The 18,470-nt window shown below is 70.8% G+C and carries 14 protein-coding genes; 11 read left to right on the top strand and 3 right to left on the bottom strand.

Translation table 11 applies throughout. The features are described from left to right. The first annotated feature begins 454 nt into the window (after positions 1-454). The 6 genes from ACFYZQ_RS29165 to ACFYZQ_RS29140 all read left to right on the top strand — a co-directional run bounded on the left by ACFYZQ_RS29165 (position 455) and on the right by ACFYZQ_RS29140 (position 6,444). Complete coding sequence (locus tag ACFYZQ_RS29165; protein ID WP_389153867.1) at positions 455-1,660, top strand: tyrosine-type recombinase/integrase; 1,206 nt, start codon at positions 455-457, stop codon at positions 1,658-1,660. Between the two features lie 465 nt (positions 1,661-2,125). Beyond that, complete coding sequence (gene pcaC / locus ACFYZQ_RS29160; protein ID WP_389153864.1) at positions 2,126-3,421, top strand: 4-carboxymuconolactone decarboxylase; 1,296 nt, start codon at positions 2,126-2,128, stop codon at positions 3,419-3,421. Between the two features lie 38 nt (positions 3,422-3,459). Then, positions 3,460-4,095, top strand: coding sequence for an MBL fold metallo-hydrolase (locus tag ACFYZQ_RS29155; RefSeq protein ID WP_389153862.1), 636 nt, complete (start codon positions 3,460-3,462; stop codon positions 4,093-4,095). A 52-nt stretch (positions 4,096-4,147) separates the two neighbouring features. Next, complete coding sequence (locus ACFYZQ_RS29150) at positions 4,148-4,927, top strand: exodeoxyribonuclease III (protein ID WP_389153859.1); 780 nt, start codon at positions 4,148-4,150, stop codon at positions 4,925-4,927. A gap of 71 nt (positions 4,928-4,998) precedes the next feature. Then, positions 4,999-5,415: a DUF6278 family protein gene (locus tag ACFYZQ_RS29145; protein WP_389153856.1), complete on the top strand. Its 417-nt coding sequence runs from the start codon at positions 4,999-5,001 to the stop codon at positions 5,413-5,415. Positions 5,416-5,661: 246 nt separating this feature from the next. Further along, the gene (locus ACFYZQ_RS29140) at positions 5,662-6,444 is read left to right on the top strand and encodes a neutral zinc metallopeptidase (RefSeq protein ID WP_389153853.1); all 783 of its coding nucleotides are present in this window, start codon (positions 5,662-5,664) and stop codon (positions 6,442-6,444) included. Positions 6,445-6,607: 163 nt separating this feature from the next. Here ACFYZQ_RS29140 and ACFYZQ_RS29135 read toward each other — a convergent pair whose 3' ends face one another. Further along, on the bottom strand, positions 6,608-8,176 hold the full coding sequence (locus ACFYZQ_RS29135; protein ID WP_389153851.1) for an alpha/beta fold hydrolase: 1,569 nt from the start codon (positions 8,174-8,176) through the stop codon (positions 6,608-6,610). 115 nt (positions 8,177-8,291) lie between these two features. Continuing rightward, positions 8,292-9,050 (bottom strand): hypothetical protein, encoded by a 759-nt coding sequence (locus tag ACFYZQ_RS29130; RefSeq protein ID WP_389153848.1) that lies wholly within the window; start codon positions 9,048-9,050, stop codon positions 8,292-8,294. Between the two features lie 142 nt (positions 9,051-9,192). Here ACFYZQ_RS29130 and ggt point away from each other — a divergent pair, with 142 nt between their 5' ends. Continuing rightward, complete coding sequence (ggt, locus tag ACFYZQ_RS29125) at positions 9,193-11,001, top strand: gamma-glutamyltransferase (protein ID WP_389153845.1); 1,809 nt, start codon at positions 9,193-9,195, stop codon at positions 10,999-11,001. Positions 11,002-11,018: 17 nt separating this feature from the next. Here the strand turns inward: ggt and ACFYZQ_RS29120 are convergent, their stop codons facing one another. Further along, positions 11,019-13,574 carry an ATP-dependent Clp protease ATP-binding subunit gene (locus ACFYZQ_RS29120; protein ID WP_389153843.1) on the bottom strand — a complete coding sequence of 852 codons (2,556 nt, stop codon included), beginning with the start codon at positions 13,572-13,574 and terminating at the stop codon, positions 11,019-11,021. Positions 13,575-13,789: 215 nt separating this feature from the next. Between ACFYZQ_RS29120 and ACFYZQ_RS29115 the strand changes: the two genes are divergently transcribed. The 4 genes from ACFYZQ_RS29115 to ACFYZQ_RS29100 all read left to right on the top strand — a co-directional run bounded on the left by ACFYZQ_RS29115 (position 13,790) and on the right by ACFYZQ_RS29100 (position 18,443). After that, positions 13,790-14,041: a helix-turn-helix domain-containing protein gene (locus tag ACFYZQ_RS29115; RefSeq protein WP_389153840.1), complete on the top strand. Its 252-nt coding sequence runs from the start codon at positions 13,790-13,792 to the stop codon at positions 14,039-14,041. A gap of 171 nt (positions 14,042-14,212) precedes the next feature. Continuing rightward, on the top strand, positions 14,213-16,153 hold the full coding sequence (locus ACFYZQ_RS29110) for a hypothetical protein (RefSeq protein WP_389153837.1): 1,941 nt from the start codon (positions 14,213-14,215) through the stop codon (positions 16,151-16,153). 164 nt (positions 16,154-16,317) lie between these two features. Further along, complete coding sequence (locus ACFYZQ_RS29105; protein WP_389153834.1) at positions 16,318-17,160, top strand: nitrilase-related carbon-nitrogen hydrolase; 843 nt, start codon at positions 16,318-16,320, stop codon at positions 17,158-17,160. After that, positions 17,157-18,443, top strand: a complete 1,287-nt coding sequence (locus ACFYZQ_RS29100; RefSeq protein WP_389153831.1) for an aspartate aminotransferase family protein — start codon at positions 17,157-17,159, stop codon at positions 18,441-18,443. Before ACFYZQ_RS29105 ends, ACFYZQ_RS29100 begins: the two co-directional genes overlap by 4 nt. Positions 18,444-18,470 lie beyond the last annotated feature (27 nt).

The following is an 18,470-nucleotide window of genomic DNA, read 5'->3' as shown; positions in this document are numbered from 1 at the left end:
CGCCCAGCGGTGCACCTCGTCAATCGTGACGTCCCCACCCATGCACAGTCCAACGAGAGTCCGGACCGCCGGTCACGGCAACTGCGGCTGCAGTATTAACGGGCGACGGCCTGCTGATGGTCGCCTCGGGCGGCACACCCCGAGCCTTGCGCTCATATCAGTTTGCCTTCCCCGGTGGCGAGCCCAAGCAGACGCCGGGTTGGTGATGCAGCGCGCAACATAGACCCCGATCGCCGGTTAGCCAAACCGGCGATCGTCGCGACCATTGAGCAGGTCCGCATCTGGCTGTACTTGGCGGTGGAGCCGTAGCGGACATAGCAAAGGGCGGCGCTCCCAAAATCCACCGGGAGGAAGTGGCGGGGCATCGACCGCCGCAGCCCTGATGTCCGCGGCGCCCTTCGCTGAAGCGCAGCGACTCCTCCGCTCCTGTGCAGTTTCCACACCCTCAAGGAGAGTGAGCATTCTGTCCGACCCCATCAAGAAACTTCCGCCGAACTCGAAGGGGAAGGTTCGGTACCGGTTTGTTGTCGACGCAGGAATCGACCCCGAAACTGGTAAGCGTAAGCAGTTGAGGCGCACCTTCGACTCATTGAAGGAAGCTAGGGCTGAGTACGCGAACATAACTAATCGGCGGCATGATGGGTCGCTTGTACCGCCCAACAGGATCACCGTGAATGAGTGGCTCGACCGATGGCTGGCCATGAAAGCGGAGGACCTCGAAGAAACCACTATCTACAACTATAGGATTACCCTGGACCGAGTTCGAGGAAGGCTCGGCAATATCCGTCTCCAGGACCTTACTGAAGAGCACGTGGAAGAGTGGAGGGACTGGGCGCTTGCGCATGGCCGCGTGCGTGGTAAAAGGGCCGGTTCGCCACTCAGTGTCACGAGTGTGGATATGAGCCTAGCTCGACTGAAGGAAGCCCTGGGCAGAGCCGTTACCCGGCGATTGGTGTACGTCAATGTCGCTGCGCACGTGACCATTCCCCGGAGGGCACGAAAGGAAGAGCGGAAGACGAAAGAGGAGGTGCCGCCCTGGAACGTCCAGGAGGTGCAGAAATTCATACATGGAATTAGGGGTGAGCGCCTATATGCTGCGCTTCTTCTTTCACTGATGGGGCTTCGTCCAGCTGAAGTCTGCGGCCTCCGATGGGAAGACGTTGACTTGGAGAACGCCACGATCGTCATTGCCAACACGCGCACGATGATGGGTAACCGGTACGTGGTGGAGAAAGACACCAAGTCTCTTGCGGGTGAGCGGGAGCTGCCGCTGCCAACGCTGGTGCTGGGAGCACTCAAGGCATTCCGGGCCCTTCAAGCCGAGGAGAGGCTCGCTCTGGGGGTGGCGTACACGGTGTCGGGCTACGTGCTGGCGCACGAGGCGGGCGACGCCTTCACGATCAAGCAACTTCGCCGACGCGCGTACCGGCTTATGGAGCTTCTCGGGCTCCGTCGCGTCAGGCTCTACGACGCACGCTCGTCGTGCTTCACCTACCTGGCCAACAACGGTGTCCCGGACCACATCCTCGCGCGATGGGCCGGACATACCAATGTAAAGACGACAAAACGGTGGTACGTCAAGCCGAATGTAGAAGATCTTCGCGGAGCCGCCACTACTTGGGATGGCCTGCACGGAGGTGCGGCGGAGGGGCAAGAGTGAGCCACGCGGACTATCAGCCGAGCGACTTGCGAGCCGTATGGCCAGCAGGGCTGTGGCGACGCGGATTCGGGGTCCGCTTGCTGATTTTGGACCAGTTGCTGTAACTGAGAGCAGGCGGCTACGGCCAAGCCTTCTACCAAGCGTTCACCGTGTGGTGTTCAGGCTGCTGTTGGGCGGGATTCCGGAAGGGTTCCAGGTGAGTCACGCCGAGCCTCGTCCGTGCCGCCACACTTGATGCTGCAACGCGAACCGCCTGGAGGCCGTGATCAAAGAGGAAACGTTGCTCGTAGCGACTGAAGGAGGGCACGCGCCCGGAGGGCCCACTGCCGACACGGTCACGAGTACATGCCGGAGAACGTGTGCCTGGGCTCTCGTCGGCAGGTCTGGCGGTGCCAGAGCGTGGCAAGGTCTGCGAGGTTCACCCCGGCGATGTGACATCTCGTGACAGATGAGAGGGTCAGGCGGGTGAGTGAGACACCGATGAACACCCTGCAATACCGCTTTGACGGGCCAGAAGACGCTCCGGTCCTGATCTTGGGTCCCTCACTGGGTACCACATGGCACATGTGGGACCGCCAGGTCCCCGAGCTGGCCCGGCAGTGGCGGGTCTTCCGGTTCGACCTGCCCGGACACGGGGGCGCCCCCGCGCAGCCGGCCGGCTCGGTCTCCGAGCTGACCGCGCGGCTGCTGGCCACGCTGGAGGGGCTCGGCGTGCACCGCTTCGGCTACGCGGGCTGTGCGCTCGGTGGCGCGGTCGGCATCGAGCTGGCGCTGCGCCACCCGGAGCGGCTGGCCTCGCTCGCGCTGGTCGCCGCCTCGCCGCGGTTCGGCACGGCCGACGAGTTCCGCCAGCGCGGAGTGATCGTACGGACCAACGGGCTCGACCCCATCGCCCGTACCTCGCCCGACCGCTGGTTCACCGGCGGGTTCGCCGCCGCCCAGCCCGCGATCACCGAGTGGGCCGTGCAGATGGTGCGCACCACCGACCCCGGCTGCTACGTCGCCGCCTGCGAGGCCCTCGCCGGGTTCGACGTGCGGCCGGAACTGGGCCGCGTCGGGGTGCCGACCCTGGTCCTGGTCGGTTCCGACGACCAGGTCACCGGCCCGGCCGAGGCCCGCACCCTGGTGGCCGGCATCCCCGACGCCCGGCTCGCGGTCGTCCCGGGCGCCTCCCACCTGGTCCCCGTGGAGCAGCCCGCGGCCGTCACCGACCTGCTGGTCAGACACTTCTCGACGGCCTGGCAGCCCGTGCACGAGCCCGCCACCGGCCAGACGGCCGTCCCGGCGGCCCCCCTCCAGCCGGTCCCGGCCATGCCGGCGCAGCCCGCGCCCGTCGCCGAGATCACCCCGGCCGCCGTACCGCAGCAGCTCCCCGGGCGGGCCGACCCCTACGACGCGGGTCTGAAGGTCCGCCGGGAGGTGCTCGGCGACGCGCACGTGGACCGCGCGCTCGCCCAGGCCGACGAGTTCTCCGGGGACTTCCAGGAGCTCGTCACCCGGTACGCGTGGGGCGAGGTCTGGGACCGTCCCGGCCTCGACCGCCGCACCCGGAGCTGCGTCACGCTCACCGCGCTGGTCGCCGGCGGCCACCTGGAGGAGCTCGCCTCCCACACCAGGGCCGCCCTGCGCAACGGACTGACCCCGGACGAGATCAAGGAGGTGCTGCTGCAGGCGGCCGTCTACTGCGGTGTACCGGCGGCGGCCGGCGCCTTCCGGGTGGCCCAGCAGGCCATCCGGGAGGAGACCACACCCGAGGGGTGACGCGCCCGCGCGGCACCGCGGCAGGCAGGATGGAAGTCATGAAGCTCACGAAGATGTCCCACGCCTGCGTCCGGCTCGAGAAGGACGGGCGGACGCTCGTCATCGATCCCGGCGGCTTCAGCGAGCAGGACGCCGCCGCCGGCGCCGACGCCGTCCTGGTCACGCACGAACACCCGGACCACTTCGACGAGGGCCGGCTGCGGAGCGCGCTGGAGACCAACCCCGCCGCCGAGATCTGGACCCTGAAGTCGGTCGCCGACCAGCTGTCCACGGCCTTCCCCGGCCGGGTGCACACCGTCGGCCACGGCGACACGTTCGCCGCCGCGGGCTTCGAGGTGCAGGTACACGGCGAGCTGCACGCGGTGATCCACCCGGACATCCCGCGCATCACCAACGTCGGCTATGTCGTCGACGGCGGCAAGGTCTTCCACCCCGGCGACGCCCTCACCGTCCCCGGCCTGCCGGTCGAGACGCTGATGCTGCCGGTCATGGCCCCCTGGAACAAGATCTCCGAGGTCATCGACTACGTCCGCGAGGTGCGCCCGCAGCGCGCGTACGACATCCACGACAGTCTGCTCACCGACCTCGCCCGCCCGATCTACGACCGCCAGATCGGCACCCTCGGCGGCTCCGACCACCTGCGGCTGGCCCCGGGGGAGTCGGCGGAGCTCTGAGCCTCGCACCGGGCGGGACGCGTTGTCGGACCCGCCCGGTAGGTTGTGAGGCATGCGCATCGCGACCTGGAACGTGAACTCGATCACCGCCCGCCTCCCGAGGCTGCTGGCCTGGCTGGAGAGCAGCGGCACCGACGTGCTCTGCCTGCAGGAGGCCAAGATCGCCGAGGAGCAGTTCCCGTTCGACCAGCTGCGCGAGCTGGGATACGAGGCGGCGGTGCACGCCACGGGCCGGTGGAACGGAGTGGCGGTGCTCTCCCGCGTCGGCCTGGAGGACGTCGTCAAGGGCCTGCCCGGCGACCCCGGCTACGACGGCGCGGTGGAGCCCCGGGCGATCTCCGCCACCTGCGGGCCGGTCCGGGTCTGGTCGGTGTACGTGCCCAACGGCCGCGAGGTGGACCACCCGCACTACGCCTACAAACTCCAGTGGTTCGAGGCCCTGAAGGCCGCCGTCGCCGGCGACGCGGGCGGCAGCCGCCCGTTCGCGGTGCTGGGCGACTACAACGTGGCGCCGACCGACGAGGACGTCTTCGACGTGTCAGCCTTCGAGGGCAGCACCCACGTCACCGCCGCGGAACGCGCCGCGCTGGCCTCGCTGCGGGAGGCGGGCCTGTCCGACGTCGTCCCGCGGCCGCTGAAGTACGACCACCCCTTCACGTACTGGGACTACCGCCAGCTCTGCTTCCCCAAGAACCGCGGCATGCGCATCGACCTGGTGTACGGCAACGCGCCGTTCGCCGGGGCCGTGAAGGACGCCTACGTGGACCGTGAGGAACGCAAGGGCAAGGGCGCCTCCGATCATGCCCCGGTCGTGGTCGACCTGGACGTGTAACCGGGTTCCAGGACACGCCACCCGCGTCCACCCTGTGGTGCGTACGGCGGTGCGAGTGCCAGGCTGGACGTATGAACATCCCTTTCCTGGGCCACCGGCACTCCAAGAGCGGGGAGGCGGTGCTTCCCACCGACCCCGAGGGCGTCGCCGACCTCCTCTCCGAGTGCGAGCTGCTGCGCTCCCAGGCGAGGGCGGCGGGAGTACGACTGGACGACACCCCCGCCTCGTTGGAGGCGCTCGACCAGGTGCTGCCGCGCTGGCGCGACGACGAGGAGATCCTGCCCTGGCTGGGCAACGACGCGGGCTTCTACCTGGGCACGGTGATCGTCCGCACCGTGCCCGGCGCCGCCTGGGACATCCGGCCGGGCGGCCCCGTCGTGCTATTGCCGTCCGGCCGCGAGTTCGACGTCGTCGACTCCGGCCACGAATGGGCAGCCAGCGGAGTCCCCGAGCTGTCACAGCTCTACGCCGAGGTGGCCGAGGCCTAGAAGTGCCGCGCCCAGAGGTGCCGCACTTGTCGATGCCGTAATTCCCTTGCTTTCGCGCGGATCGGGTTCACGTCCTGCTCACCCGAATGGCAGCCGTGCCGTGCCGTATCCAGCCGCACGGCTTAGACCAGAAGTATGAAGCCCTCACCGCACATACGCCTTGCCGTGAGCCTCGGGCTCCTGGCGGGCACGTTCGGGTGCGCCCCCGCCATATCCGGTTCCGCGGGAGGTATCGCGACACCTGCCGTGCTTTCCGCCAAGGAACTGACGACAGAGCTGAATCACCTGCAGCTGCCGTTGGAAAAGGACGGCACCACGGCTGCCGAGGACCGGGACCGGCCGACCACTCAGGAGGTCGCCGCCTACCTGCGCAACGTCATCAGCGACCTGGACGCGACCTGGGCGGATTTCTTCAAGCGGCTCGGTCTGCCACGCCGGAAGCTCACCTCTGTGCTCGTCACACCGGAGCAGGGGCGCGCCGTGTCACAGTGCCAGGAGCCGGCGCGAGTGATCGTCATCCGGTACGACACCCCCAACGCCGTCTTCTGCGGCGCCGACCAGCGGTCCCCGGCCGGCGCGGGGAGCATCTATCTGCCCGTCACCACGCTGCAAAAGGTGTGGGAAGGCGACCTCTTCGGGAAGCGGGTCCCTTCCCGTGAGGCGGGCGACCATTCCGCGGCCATCATCGTCGCGCACGAGTACGCGCACTATGTGACGGACGAACTGCGGTGGCAGTTCCAGCAGCGCTGGGTCACTTACCCGAATCCCACAGGGAAGTGGAACGAGTTGCTCGCCGACTGTATGGCCGGCGTCTGGGCGGCTCATACCCACATCACGCCCCATGACGTGAACGAGTCGGTCATCGCACTGAAGTCGATCGGCGATTACGACTACAACTCTCCCGACCACCACGGCACACCCGAAGAACGTATGAACGCGGTACTCGTGGGGTTCAACGGCATTCCCGGCCGGTACGCGCCCCGCACTCCCGCCGCGTGCGTGGCGAAGTACTGGAAGACGACGGCCTGAGGCCGGGGCGCCGCGCCGTCGGGCGCCCGGCCGCACGCGTCCTGCACCCCCATCCCGCCGGGCCGTGAACCGGCCGGGCGCCCGGGCGGCGGTCGTCGCATAGGATGTTCCCTTCATGGGGTGGCAGTTCACCGAGCCAGACCCGGCCGGCGGCAGCCGGCGATCACTGCTCGCGCAGCGGTACGGACACGTAGGACGGGTCTTCCGCGGGCGAGGAGAAGGTCAGCTGCGCGCCGGGCGGGTTGTGCTCGATGTAGAGCGGGTCCACCGTGTCGACGACGAGGGCGAGACGGTGCCCGGCCGGAACGTCGTAGGCCGTGGAGAACAGGTCCAGGTCGACGTCGAACGACTGGCCGGGCGTCCGTCCGTGCCAGGTGTACGGCGCGTGGGTCACCAGCTTGCCGAGGCCGAGCGGCCCCACGTCGTACAGGTAGGCGACGAGGGTGCCGCTCTCCTTGGTCGGAGTGAGCGTGGTGTGCAGCTGTGCGGTTCCGCGCACCTGTTGCACGGAGGCGTACTTCTCCGACTGCCAGACCGCGGCCCAGCGGCGGGGTAGCAGCGGCATGGAGGCGATGGGCGGCAGCTGCGCCACCTGGTCGAGGATGCTGGAAAGGAAGACGACCCCGCCGTCGGCGCCCGAGTCGACGTTCGCGTGGATGGTGGTGGAGCCCGCGAGGGCGATCTTCCGGCGGGTGGCAGCGACCGACTTCCAGTCCGGGTAGCCCTCGTAGCCTTCCGTCGTACGTGACTTCAGCTGGACCGGCTGCTCGCGGTCGATGCCGTTGTCCGCGCCTTTGAGGTAGTGGTCGAACCAGCGCCCGGTGTCGGTCCACACGTCGTTGGGCAGCCCGAACAGGCCCGTCAGTTCGGCGGTGGCGTGGTCGCCGGGGCGCAGTTCCAGCCGCTTGGGGCCGGTCAGCCTCTGGTAGAAGTCGGCGTACTGGTTGGCCGGGAAGATGCTGTCACCCCAGGCATTGGCCAGCATGACGGCCGCGCCGTTCTTGTTCAGATCGTCGACGTAAGTATCGGCGGAACGTTTCTTTCCCCAGGCCACGAGCTCGGGCTCCTTCGCCAGGTTCGAGGCGTAGAAGTCGTCGAAGACCTGGCGGACTTCGGGGCCCTCCCGGCCGGTGACCGTGGCCGCGCCGTCCAGCAGGGCGGCGGCCTGGACGTGCTGGGTGCGGCCCGAGTAGATGGAGCCGATCAGGTCCGCCCAGCCGCTCAGCGCGGCGACGGCCTTGATCCGCCTGTCGTGCGCGGCGGCCAGGAGGCTGATGCCGGCGCCGTAGGAGACCCCCGCCATCCCCACGCGCTCCGGGTCGGCGGGGGTGTTGGCGAGCGCCCAGTCGATCACCTTGGAGGCGTCGGCCGTGTCGGGCGGTCCCGCCACTTCTATCTCGCCGCCGGACTGCCAGAACCCGCGCACGTTGTACGTGAGCACGACGTACCCGGAGTCGGCGAGCTTCTGGGCCTGGGCGAGGTACTCGGCCTGCGGCAGGCCCCAGCTCGTGGGCAGCACGATCAGGGGGTAGCTGCGGGAGCCGTCGGCGTCCGCGGGCGTCACGACGTTCGCCTTGAGCGGCGTGCCGCCCTCGCCGGCGATGTCGACGAAGCGCACGCCGCTGTGCGCCGCCTGCGCGGCCGGGGCGAGCCCGAGGACGCCACCGGTGATCAGCATGGCGGAGACGGTGCCCACGGCGGTCGTACGCAGGGCCTGACGACGGTTTCCCACGGCCACTCCTCACTCGTGTCAGTGCAAAGTGACCAGACGGTAACCGGGGTTCCTTACCGAAGGTAACCCGCCGGTAAGTTACGTACGGGTAAAGATTGTTGCGGTGTGAAGGTATTCAGGGCGCCCGGTGGGAGTTGCGTGGCGTGGCAGCCTCGGGCAGGGGCGCCTGGGCGGTGCGCGTCACGTCCGCCACGAGCTCGACGACGTCCGGACCGTAGGCCTCCGAGTTGAGCACCTTCAGCAGCAGCACGAAGGAGCCGGCGCCGTTCCTGCGCGACAGCCGCTCGTGGTTGCGCGCGAGGTAGCGGGCGGCGGCCTGGTTGGTGATCGCGGTCTGGCCGCAGAGGAGGAAGACGGGGCGGGTGTTCTCGCCGCGTCCCCCGGTGAGCCGGGCGAGGAGCACGTACTCCTCCCTGCCGGCGTTCAGGCGGTAGCGCTCGGAACCGATCTGGAAAGCTCCTCGTTCCGGGCCCGGTTCGGCGTCGACGTTCACCCGTATGCCGGGGAGCAGCGAGGCGAGGTGGGCCGACATGCGGCGGTTGGAAGCCGGGCCGCCCACGCAGAACTCGGTGCGCTCGCCGAATCCCTGGCGAGCCGTGTCGTGCGGGAGGATCTGGGCGTGGGCGTTGCAGTCCTTGATCAGGGCGGCGAGTTCCAGGAGCGCGAACACGTCGTAGCGCATCACCGACAACTCCGGCCCGCCGGCACCACGGTTGACCACCAGGAGCGACTCGGAGTTGTCGGGCAGTCCGAAGAACGCCTGCTTGCGGCGGAGTCTGCGCCTCCACAGGTATGTCCGGGCGATCCAGCCCAGCGCGGCGCTGATGCCCGCGGCCACCACACCCAGGACGATGTTGCGCACGTCGTCGTTCATGGCCGCGCATGCTAGCGGGGACGGGCGACGACTACGTACCGGTGTTCGACGTGTGACGTTCGTGTGGCGGGTCACCGAGGCGTACTGTCGGTAGTACGGCATTGTGGTTACGCTGCGCGGACTGTCCCGACGGGAGGTTCGGATGGGTCGTCCTGGCACGCGGAAACTGGCTGTGGTGGCGGTTTCGGCCGCCGTGGTGGTGTCGGCGGGAGCGGCGGTTCCGCCCGCCGCGACAGCGGGCGAGTCGGCCACGAAGAAGGTTCCGGTCGCCGTCGGCTACGGCGGTGCCGTCGCCAGCGTCGACGCCGATGCCTCCGCCGCCGGCATCGAGGTGCTCAAGAGGGGCGGCAACGCCGTGGACGCCGCCGTCGCCACGGCCGCCGCGCTCGGCGTCACCGAGCCCTACTCCTCCGGCATCGGCGGAGGCGGCTACTTCGTCTACTACGACGCCAAGTCCCGCACGGTGCGCACCATCGACGGTCGTGAGACGGCGCCCCTGTCCGCCGACTCCGACCTGTTCGTGGAGAACGGCAAGCCGCTCGCCTTCGCCGACGCCGTCAGCAGCGGCCTGAGCGTCGGCACACCTGGCACCCCCGCCACCTGGCAGGCGGCGCTGGACGAGTGGGGCAGCAGGAGCCTCGGCACGGTCCTGAAGCCCGCCGAGCGGATCGCCCGCGACGGCTTCACGGTCGACGACACCTTCCGCGCGCAGACCGCGTCCAACGAGACCCGGTTCCGCTACTTCCCGGACACCGCGAAGCTGTTCCTGCCGAACGGACGGCTCCCGGTCGTCGGCTCCACGCTCAAGAACCCGGATCTCGCCCGCACCTACGAGGAACTGGGCCGTAAGGGCACCGGCGCGATCTACCGCGGAGACATCGGCGACGACATCGTCAAGACGGTCGAACACCCGCCCGTGGACCCCGCCTCCGGCTGGAACGCCCGCCCCGGCAAGTTGGCGGAGAAGGATCTCGCCGTCTACCGGGCCAAGTTCCAGGCGCCCACCAGGACGTCGTACCGCGGCCGGAACGTGTATTCCATCGCCCCCTCCTCCTCCGGCGGCACCACGGTCGGCGAGGCCCTCAACATCCTGGAAGACACGGACCTTTCGAAGGCGAGCGAGGTGCAGTACCTGCACCACTTCATCGAGGCGAGCCGCATCGCCTTCGCCGACCGCGGGCGCTGGGTCGGCGACCCCGCCTTCGAGGACGTACCCACGAAGGCGCTGCTCTCCCAGCGCTACGCCGACTCGCGCGCCTGCCTCATCCAGGACGACACCGTCCTCACCAGCCCGGTCGCGCCCGGCGACCCGCGCCACCCGGCGGCCTGCGGCACCGGTGGCAAGGCGGCCCCGACGACGTACGAGGGCGAGAACACCACCCATCTGACCGTCGCCGACAAGTGGGGCAACGTCGTCTCCTACACGCTCACCATCGAGCAGACCGGCGGCAGCGCCATCACCGTGCCCGGCCGCGGGTTCATCCTCAACAACGAGCTGACCGACTTCTCCTTCACCCCGGCCAACCCGGCCGTGCACGACCCGAACCTGCCCGGGCCCGGCAAGCGGCCGCGGTCGTCGATCTCGCCGACCATCGTGCTCGACCGGCACAACAGGCCCGTGGTGGCGCTGGGTTCGCCCGGCGGCGCGACCATCATCACCACCGTGCTGCAGACCCTGACCGGGTTCCTCGACCGGCATCTGCCCCTGGTGGACGCCATCGCCGCACCGCGCGCCAGCCAGCGCAACGCGGCCCAGACGGAACTCGAACCCGGGCTCTACGACAGTGACCTGAGGGCGAAGCTGGAGGCCATCGGCCACAGTTTCAAACTCAACCCGGAGATCGGCGCGGCGACCGGCGTGCAGCGGCTGGGCAACGGGAAGTGGCTGGCCGCCGCCGAGAAGGTACGGCGCGGCGGCGGCTCGGCCATGGTGGTGGACCCGGCGCCGTAACCGGGACCACGCGGTCCCTACAGCTCGGGAGCGGGCGGCTGCTCGGCAAGGTCCGCGACGCGGAACACCAGCCGCCCGTCCTCGACGTCCACCGTCACCCGGCTGTCCTCCTCGACCCGGCCGTCGAGCAGCAGCCGCGAGAGCTGGTTGTCGACCTCGCGCTGGATGGTGCGGCGCAACGGCCGGGCGCCGTACTCGGGCTGGTAGCCGCGCTCGGCGAGCCAGCCCACGGCCGCGTCGGTGAACTCCACCGCCACGCCCTGCGCGGTCAGCAGCCGGCGGGTCCGCCCCAGCAGCAGGTCGGTGATCTGCCGCAACTGCTCGCCGGTCAGCTGGCGGAAGACGACGATCTCGTCGACGCGGTTGAGGAACTCCGGCCGGAAGTGCTCGCGCAGCGGCCTCAGGATCTGCTCCCGCCGCGCCTCCTCGTCCGCCTCCGCACCCGACGGCCCGAACCCGATCCCCGCACCGCGCCGGGTGATCGCCTCCGAACCGAGGTTGCTGGTCATCACGATGACCGTGTTGGTGAAGTCCACCGTGCGACCCTGTGAGTCGGTCAGCCGGCCGTCGTCCAGGACCTGCAGCAGGATGTTGAAGACGTCCGGGTGCGCCTTCTCCACCTCGTCCAGGAGGAGCAGCGAGTACGGGTGCCTGCGCACCATCTCGGTGAACTGGCCGGCCTCCTCGTGCCCGACGTACCCGGGCGGGGCGCCGACCAGCCGGGAGACGGTGTGCCGCTCCTGGTACTCGCTCATGTCGAGGCGGACCATCCGGTCCTCGCTGCCGAACAGCGCCTCCGCCAGCGCCCGGGCCAGCTCGGTCTTGCCGACACCGGTCGGGCCCAGGAACATGAAGCTGCCGATCGGCCGGTCGGGGCTGGCCAGACCGGCGCGCGAGCGCAGCACCGCCTCGGCGACCACGCCGACCGCCTCGTCCTGGCCGACCACCCGCTGGTGCAGGTGCTCCTCCAGGCCGAGCAGCCGTTCCTTCTCCTCCTGGGTGAGGCGGCTGACCGGGACGCCGGTCTGCCGGGACACCACCTCGGCGATGGCCTCGGCGGTCACCTGGAGGTCCTGGCCCTCGTCGGCCCGGTCCTCGCCGGAGCTCTCCGTGATCCGCCCCTTCAGCTCCGCGATCCGGTCGCGCAGCTGCGTCGCCTGCTCGTACTGCTCGTCAGCGACCGCCTGGTCCTTGTCCCGGGTCAGCTGCTCCAGCTCGCGCTCCATGGCGCGTACGGCCGTGCCCTTCGTCCGGGCGCCCAGCCGCACCCGCGCGCCCGCCTGGTCGATCAGGTCGATCGCCTTGTCCGGCAGGTGGCGGTCGGTGAGGTAGCGGTCGGACAGCTCCACGGCGGCCACCAGCGCCTCGTCGGTGTAACGGACCTGGTGGTGGGCCTCGTACCGGTCGCGCAGTCCGCGCAGGATCTCGATCGCGTCCGCGACCGTCGGCTCGGGCACCAAGGTCGGCTGGAACCGGCGGGCGAGCGCCGCGTCCTTCTCGATCCGCCGGAACTCCTCCAGCGTGGTCGCGCCGACGATGTGCAGCTCGCCGCGGGCCAGCGCGGGCTTGAGGATGTTGGCCGCGTCCATCTGCCCGCCCTCGCCGCCGCCACCGGCGCCCACGACGGTGTGCAGTTCGTCGATGAAGACGATCAGCTGGTCGGAGTGGGCGCGGATCTCGCCGACGATGTTGTTCAGCCGCTCCTCGAAGTCACCGCGGTAACGGGTGCCCGCGACCACCCCGGTCAGGTCCAGGGCGACCAGCCGGCGACCGCTCAGCACGTCGGGGACGTCCCCGTCGGCGATCCGCTGGGCCAGCCCCTCCACGATGGCGGTCTTGCCGACACCCGCGTCACCGATCAGCACCGGGTTGTTCTTGCCGCGGCGGGAGAGCACCTCGACGGTCTGCTCGATCTCGTCCTCCCGCCCGATCACGGGGTCGATGCCCCCCTGCCGGGCCAGGTCGGTCAGATCACGGGCGTACTTGTCCAGCGTCGGCGTCGACGTGGGACGCTGCCGCTCGGCGGCCCGCGCCCGGTCGGCCTCGGGAGCCTCGGGAGGCAGCGCGGAGGACCCGAACCGGGCCGCGTGCAGAATGTGCCCGGCGGCCGAGTCGGGGTTCGCGGCCAGTGCGCTGAGCACGTGCTCCGGGCCGATGTATCCCGCGCCGCGGGACCGGGCCAGGTCGTGCGCGTCCAGCAGGGCGCGCTTGGCGGCCGGGGTCAGGGACATCGTCGTCGGGGGAGGCGTCTCGCCCGGCGGTCCCTGGGGCGGGCCGGACCGTTCGTCGATCTCCGTCGCGAGCGAGTCCGGGTCCGCGCCGGCCCGGCTGAGCAGGCTGCGGGTGGGCTCCGCGGTGAGCGCCGCGCGCAGCAGGTGCTGCGTCTCCAGGTCCCGGCTGCCGTGTTCGGCGGCGTACTGGGCGGCACCTCGGACCAGCTCCCGGGCCGGCTGGCTCAGCAGACGGCCGATGTCGATCTGGCGTGCGCTGGGATGGGGGCCGGCTCCGCCGAAGAAGCGGGCGAGGAATTCGCCGAAGGGGTCACCCTCCGGGCCGATGAAACCGCTGGTCATCGCTTTCCGTTCCTTCGCTGACGTCTGGCTCCCGCCGGGTAACCGGATAGGGGGGCGCTCATGCCACGATGGCATGTTCTGTTCGGGGCGGCATGTTCTGGCCGACTGCGGTCAGGGGGTGCGCCGGCGCCGTCGGCCCTCGTTCGGTACCGGCGGCTCTCGTGCCTCTTCACTTTCACCGCCGCCAATTGTTATACCGGTATTAGAATGGTCGCATGGTGCGTAACCCCCTCACCCCCGAAGAGCGTGAACGCGGCGAGCGGCTCGGCCGGTTGCTCCGTGACGCGCGCGGTGCCCGGAGCATGACGGACGTCGCGGCCGAGGCGGGCATCTCGGCCGAGACCCTCCGCAAGATCGAGACGGGCCGCGCTCCGACCCCGGCGTTCTTCACGGTGGCCGCGCTGGCCCGGGTGCTCGGGCTGTCGATGGACGAGGTGGCGGACCGGTGCACGCCGGTCGCGGTGTGACGCGCGGCGTCCGGTACCCCGGCGACGGGTCAAGATCCCATTGAGGTCGACGGGTCAAGATCCCGTTAAGTGGGTCTTCGGAACACCCGTGGAAAACCGCCCGTAGCATGCCCGTAACACGCCTGGTGTTGCCTACCGACCCGAGTGCTCCGGTCTGGCGGGAGTTGGGCGATGGCTGTGGATCAACTTCCCGGGCGGGTGCGGGAGTTCGCGAGCTACCTGGACGGTCTGCTGGCACGCCTGGACCAGGGCGGCGGCTGGTGCGGGGTGTTCTGGCAGCGCGACCCCGACGGTATGCGGGCCTGTCTCGCCGGGCGTGAGGTGCCGCCGTGGGACGTCGTGGAGGCACTTCTGCACGATCTCGCGGGGGCCTACGGGACCGCGGCGGCGGGCGCGGAGCGCGAACGGGCCCGGGTTCTGCACGTGGCCGCCCTCACCGCCCACGACGCCCGGCCGGGCGCCCGCGACGAACTGGGCGACCGGCTCGACGTGATGCTGCGCGAGCAGCGGTACGCCGCCGAACGGCAGGCCGAACTGGGCCGGCTGCTGGCCTCGGCCGCCACCCCGGAGGAGGCCGACGCGCTCCGCCTCGACCTCGCCTGGGCCCGCGACGACCATGAACGCGCCACCGCGCGGTGCGCGGAACTGCGCGCCCGGATGGCGGACCTGGACCGGCGGGCGACGCACACCGCGTCGCCAGTCCGGCGGGACACCGACGGGGACGTGCTCCAGGTCGGGGACAGGTCCCCGCAGGGGCGCGGGGAGGTGGCCCCGGCCGAGCGGGCGGCCCATCGAGTGCCGCCGACGTGGGCGGCATCGGGCGGCCTCCCGGTGGACGGCTCCGGCGACGGTCCCTCGACGGGCGCCCCGACGGGCCCGTGTCCGGCACACGGCACGGCCGACGGCGTCGACGATCGCGCTCCGGGACCCCGCCCCTCGGACGGCCTTCCGCAGCACACCACGACGGAGGGCTTCCTCCGCGAGTACCGCATCCGCTCCCGGGCGCCCCGCTCTCCGGCCGGCCCGGACCACGCCCACCACGGCCCTGAGCCGGCGCCGGGCGCTCCGGGTGCGGGAGCGGGTACCCCCCGCCCCTCCCACGACCCGGCAGCCGGCGCCCCGGACGGCGACCTCCGTGCCCGCTCCGCCCCCGGCCCGGCATCCCGTGCCGCAGGCGACCTCCAGCAGGCCATCGCCCCCGACAACGCCTTCCACACCTTCCGCCGCCCCGTCCGGGCGCCGGTACCCGACCAGGAGCACCCCGCTCCGTCCGGGCCCGCCCGCGCACCCGAACCGGCCCCCGAACCGGCCCCCGAACCGGCCCCCGAACCGGCCCCCGCCTCCCAACCGACCCCCGCCCCCGCCCGACGGCGCAAGCGCCGCCGAGGCAGCGCCCGGTTCGCCGGGATGACCGAGGCCGAGGTCGCGCAGGTCGTCGTACCGCAGGCGCCGGTGCCACCACTCGCCGCCGACCCGGCGCCCCCGCCCGCGCCCCGGCGCACTCCGCGCGGTGCACGGTTCGCCGGAGCGGCCACGGGGGAGGTGCCGCGGCCGCGGCCGCGGACCGGGGCGAGCCCCGACCCGCAGGCGGAGCAGGCCGTCGGCGGGGCCGTGGAGAGCCTCGTACGGCTCCGGGCCGAGGGCCGCAGCGGCGAGGCGCACGCCCTGCTGGTCGAGGCTGCCTACTGGCCCGCCGCCCGCTTCCCGCTGCTCGCGGCGGAACTCGAGCGCGCCGGGCTCGGCGCGGACTGGGCGACCCTGCTGTGGGAGGCCGCCTCGCTGCCCGCCGACCGGCTGGTGGCCGCGGCCGACGCGCTGGAGGCGGCGGGCCGCTCCGCCGACGGGCGGCACATCCTGCGGCAGGGTGTCGCCCGGCCCGCCGCCGAGATCGGCGAGGCGGTGCTGGCACTGGACGCCGAGGGCCGCGAGCGCGAGGTGCACGTCCTGCTGGACGCCTACGTCCGGGTCCGCACCCCCGAGGAGGCCGCCCGCAGCGTCGCGGCCGACCCGCGGCGTCTGGTGCCGCTGCTGCTCCAGGCCGCGCGGGACGTCTCGCAGGAGCGGCACTGGGACGTGCTGCACGCCGTCCGGGTCGCCGGATTCGCCGCCTGAGCGCCATGGCGCCCGCCGATCGTCCACTGGAGTGTGAAACACGATCGACCCAGCGGGTTGACGACGATGGTCTTGGCAAGGCCGTCCGGGAGGCTTACGTTCGTCCCTCTACGGCTTGCATCTACGGGCGTAGAGGGATGAACGTCCCGTCCAAGGAGCAGCTCATGACGAACGTCGTCCGCGCCGCACTGGTCCAGGCCACCTGGACCGGTGACACCGCGTCCATGGTGGCCAAACACGAGGAGCACGCCCGCGAGGCCGCCCGGCAGGGCGCCAAGGTCATCGGGTTCCAGGAAGTGTTCAACGCGCCCTACTTCTGCCAGGTCCAGGAGCCTGAGCACTACCGCTGGGCCGAGCCGGTGCCCGACGGGCCGACGGTCAGCCGGATGCGGGAGCTGGCCCGCGAGACCGGCATGGTGATCGTCGTCCCGGTGTTCGAGATCGAGCAGTCGGGTTTCTACTACAACACCGCGGCGGTGATCGACGCCGACGGCAGCTACCTCGGCAAGTACCGCAAACATCACATCCCGCAGGTCAAGGGCTTCTGGGAGAAGTACTACTTCAAGCCGGGCAACCTCGGCTGGCCCGTCTTCGACACCGCCGTCGGCAAGGTCGGCGTGTACATCTGCTACGACCGGCACTTCCCGGAGGGCTGGCGGCAGCTCGGTCTGAACGGCGCCCAGCTCGTGTACAACCCGTCCGCCACCCACCGTGGCCTGTCCTCCCACCTCTGGCGGCTGGAGCAACCGGCGGCGGCCGTCGCCAACGAGTACTTCGTCGCCGCCATCAACCGGGTCGGCGTGGAGAGTTACGGCGACAACGACTTCTACGGCACCAGCTACTTCGTCGACCCGCGCGGACAGTTCGTGGGGGAACCCGCGAGCGACAGCAAGGAGGAACTCGTCGTCCGGGACCTCGACTTCGACCTCATCGAAGAGGTGCGGCAGACGTGGGCGTTCTACCGCGACCGCCGCCCCGACGCCTACGAAGGGCTGGTGCAGCCGTGACCAAGGACCTGCTGGGCCGCCACCGGGCCGTCCTGCCCGACTGGCTCGCCCTCTACTACGAGGACCCGATCGAGCTCACCCACGGCGAGGGCCGGTACGTCTGGGACGCCTCCGGCAAGCGCTACCTCGACTTCTTCGGCGGCATCCTCACCACCATGACCGCGCACGCGCTGCCCGAGGTGACGAAGGCGGTGAGCGAGCAGGCCGGACGGATCGTCCACTCCTCGACCCTCTACCTCAACCGGCCGATGGTCGAACTCGCCGAGCGCATCGCCCAGTTGTCCGGCATCCCGGACGCCCGGGTGTTCTTCACCACCTCCGGCACCGAGGCCAACGACACGGCCCTGCTGCTCGCCACCACCTACCGGCGCAGCAACACCATCCTCGCGATGCGCAACAGCTACCACGGCCGCTCCTTCAGCGCGGTCGGCATCACCGGCAACCGCGGCTGGTCCCCGACCTCCCTGTCCCCGCTGCAGACCCTGTACGTCCACGGCGGCGTCCGCACCCGGGGCCCGTACGCCGGCTTGAGCGACGAGGAGTTCACCGCCGCCTGCGTCGAGGACCTGAAGGACCTCCTCGGCCACACCCGCCCGCCCGCCGCGCTGATCGCCGAGCCCGTCCAAGGTGTCGGCGGCTTCACCTCCCCGCCCGACGGCCTGTACGCCGCCTTCCGCGAGGTCCTGCGCGAGCAGGGCATCCTGTGGATCGCCGACGAGGTGCAGACCGGCTGGGGCCGCACCGGCGGCCACTTCTGGGGCTGGCAGGCGCACGGCCGCAGCGGACCGCCGGACATCCTCACCTTCGCCAAGGGCATCGGCAACGGCATGTCCATCGGCGGGGTCGTCGCCCGCGCCGAGATCATGAACTGCCTGGACGCCAACAGCATCGCCACGTTCGGCGGTACCCAGATCACCATGGCGGCGGGTCTGGCCAACCTGACGTACCTGCTGGAACACGACCTGCAGGGCAACGCCCGGCGGGTCGGCGGCCTGCTGATCGAGCGGCTGCGGGCCGTCGCCGCCCAGCTCCCCGGCGTACGGGAGGTACGCGGACGCGGACTGATGATCGGCGTGGAACTGGTGAAGCCCGGGACCGACCGGGCCGACCCGCAGGCGGCCGCCGCGGTGCTGGAGGCGGCCCGCGCCGACGGGCTGCTCATCGGCAAGGGCGGCGGCCACAACACCAGCGCCCTGCGCATCGCACCCCCGCTGTCCCTGACCGTCGCGGAGGCCGAGGAGGGCGCCGCGATCCTCGAAAACGCTCTGAGGAGCATCTGGTAGCACCGGCTGAGCCGCGCCCGGCGGCAC

Origin of the sequence: Streptomyces sp. NPDC001843, assembly GCF_042891955.1 — a bacterium.
GTDB lineage: Bacteria > Actinomycetota > Actinomycetes > Streptomycetales > Streptomycetaceae > Streptomyces.
The sequence above is the reverse complement of the archived record's forward strand: the minus strand, read 5'-3'. Positions and strand labels throughout refer to the sequence as shown.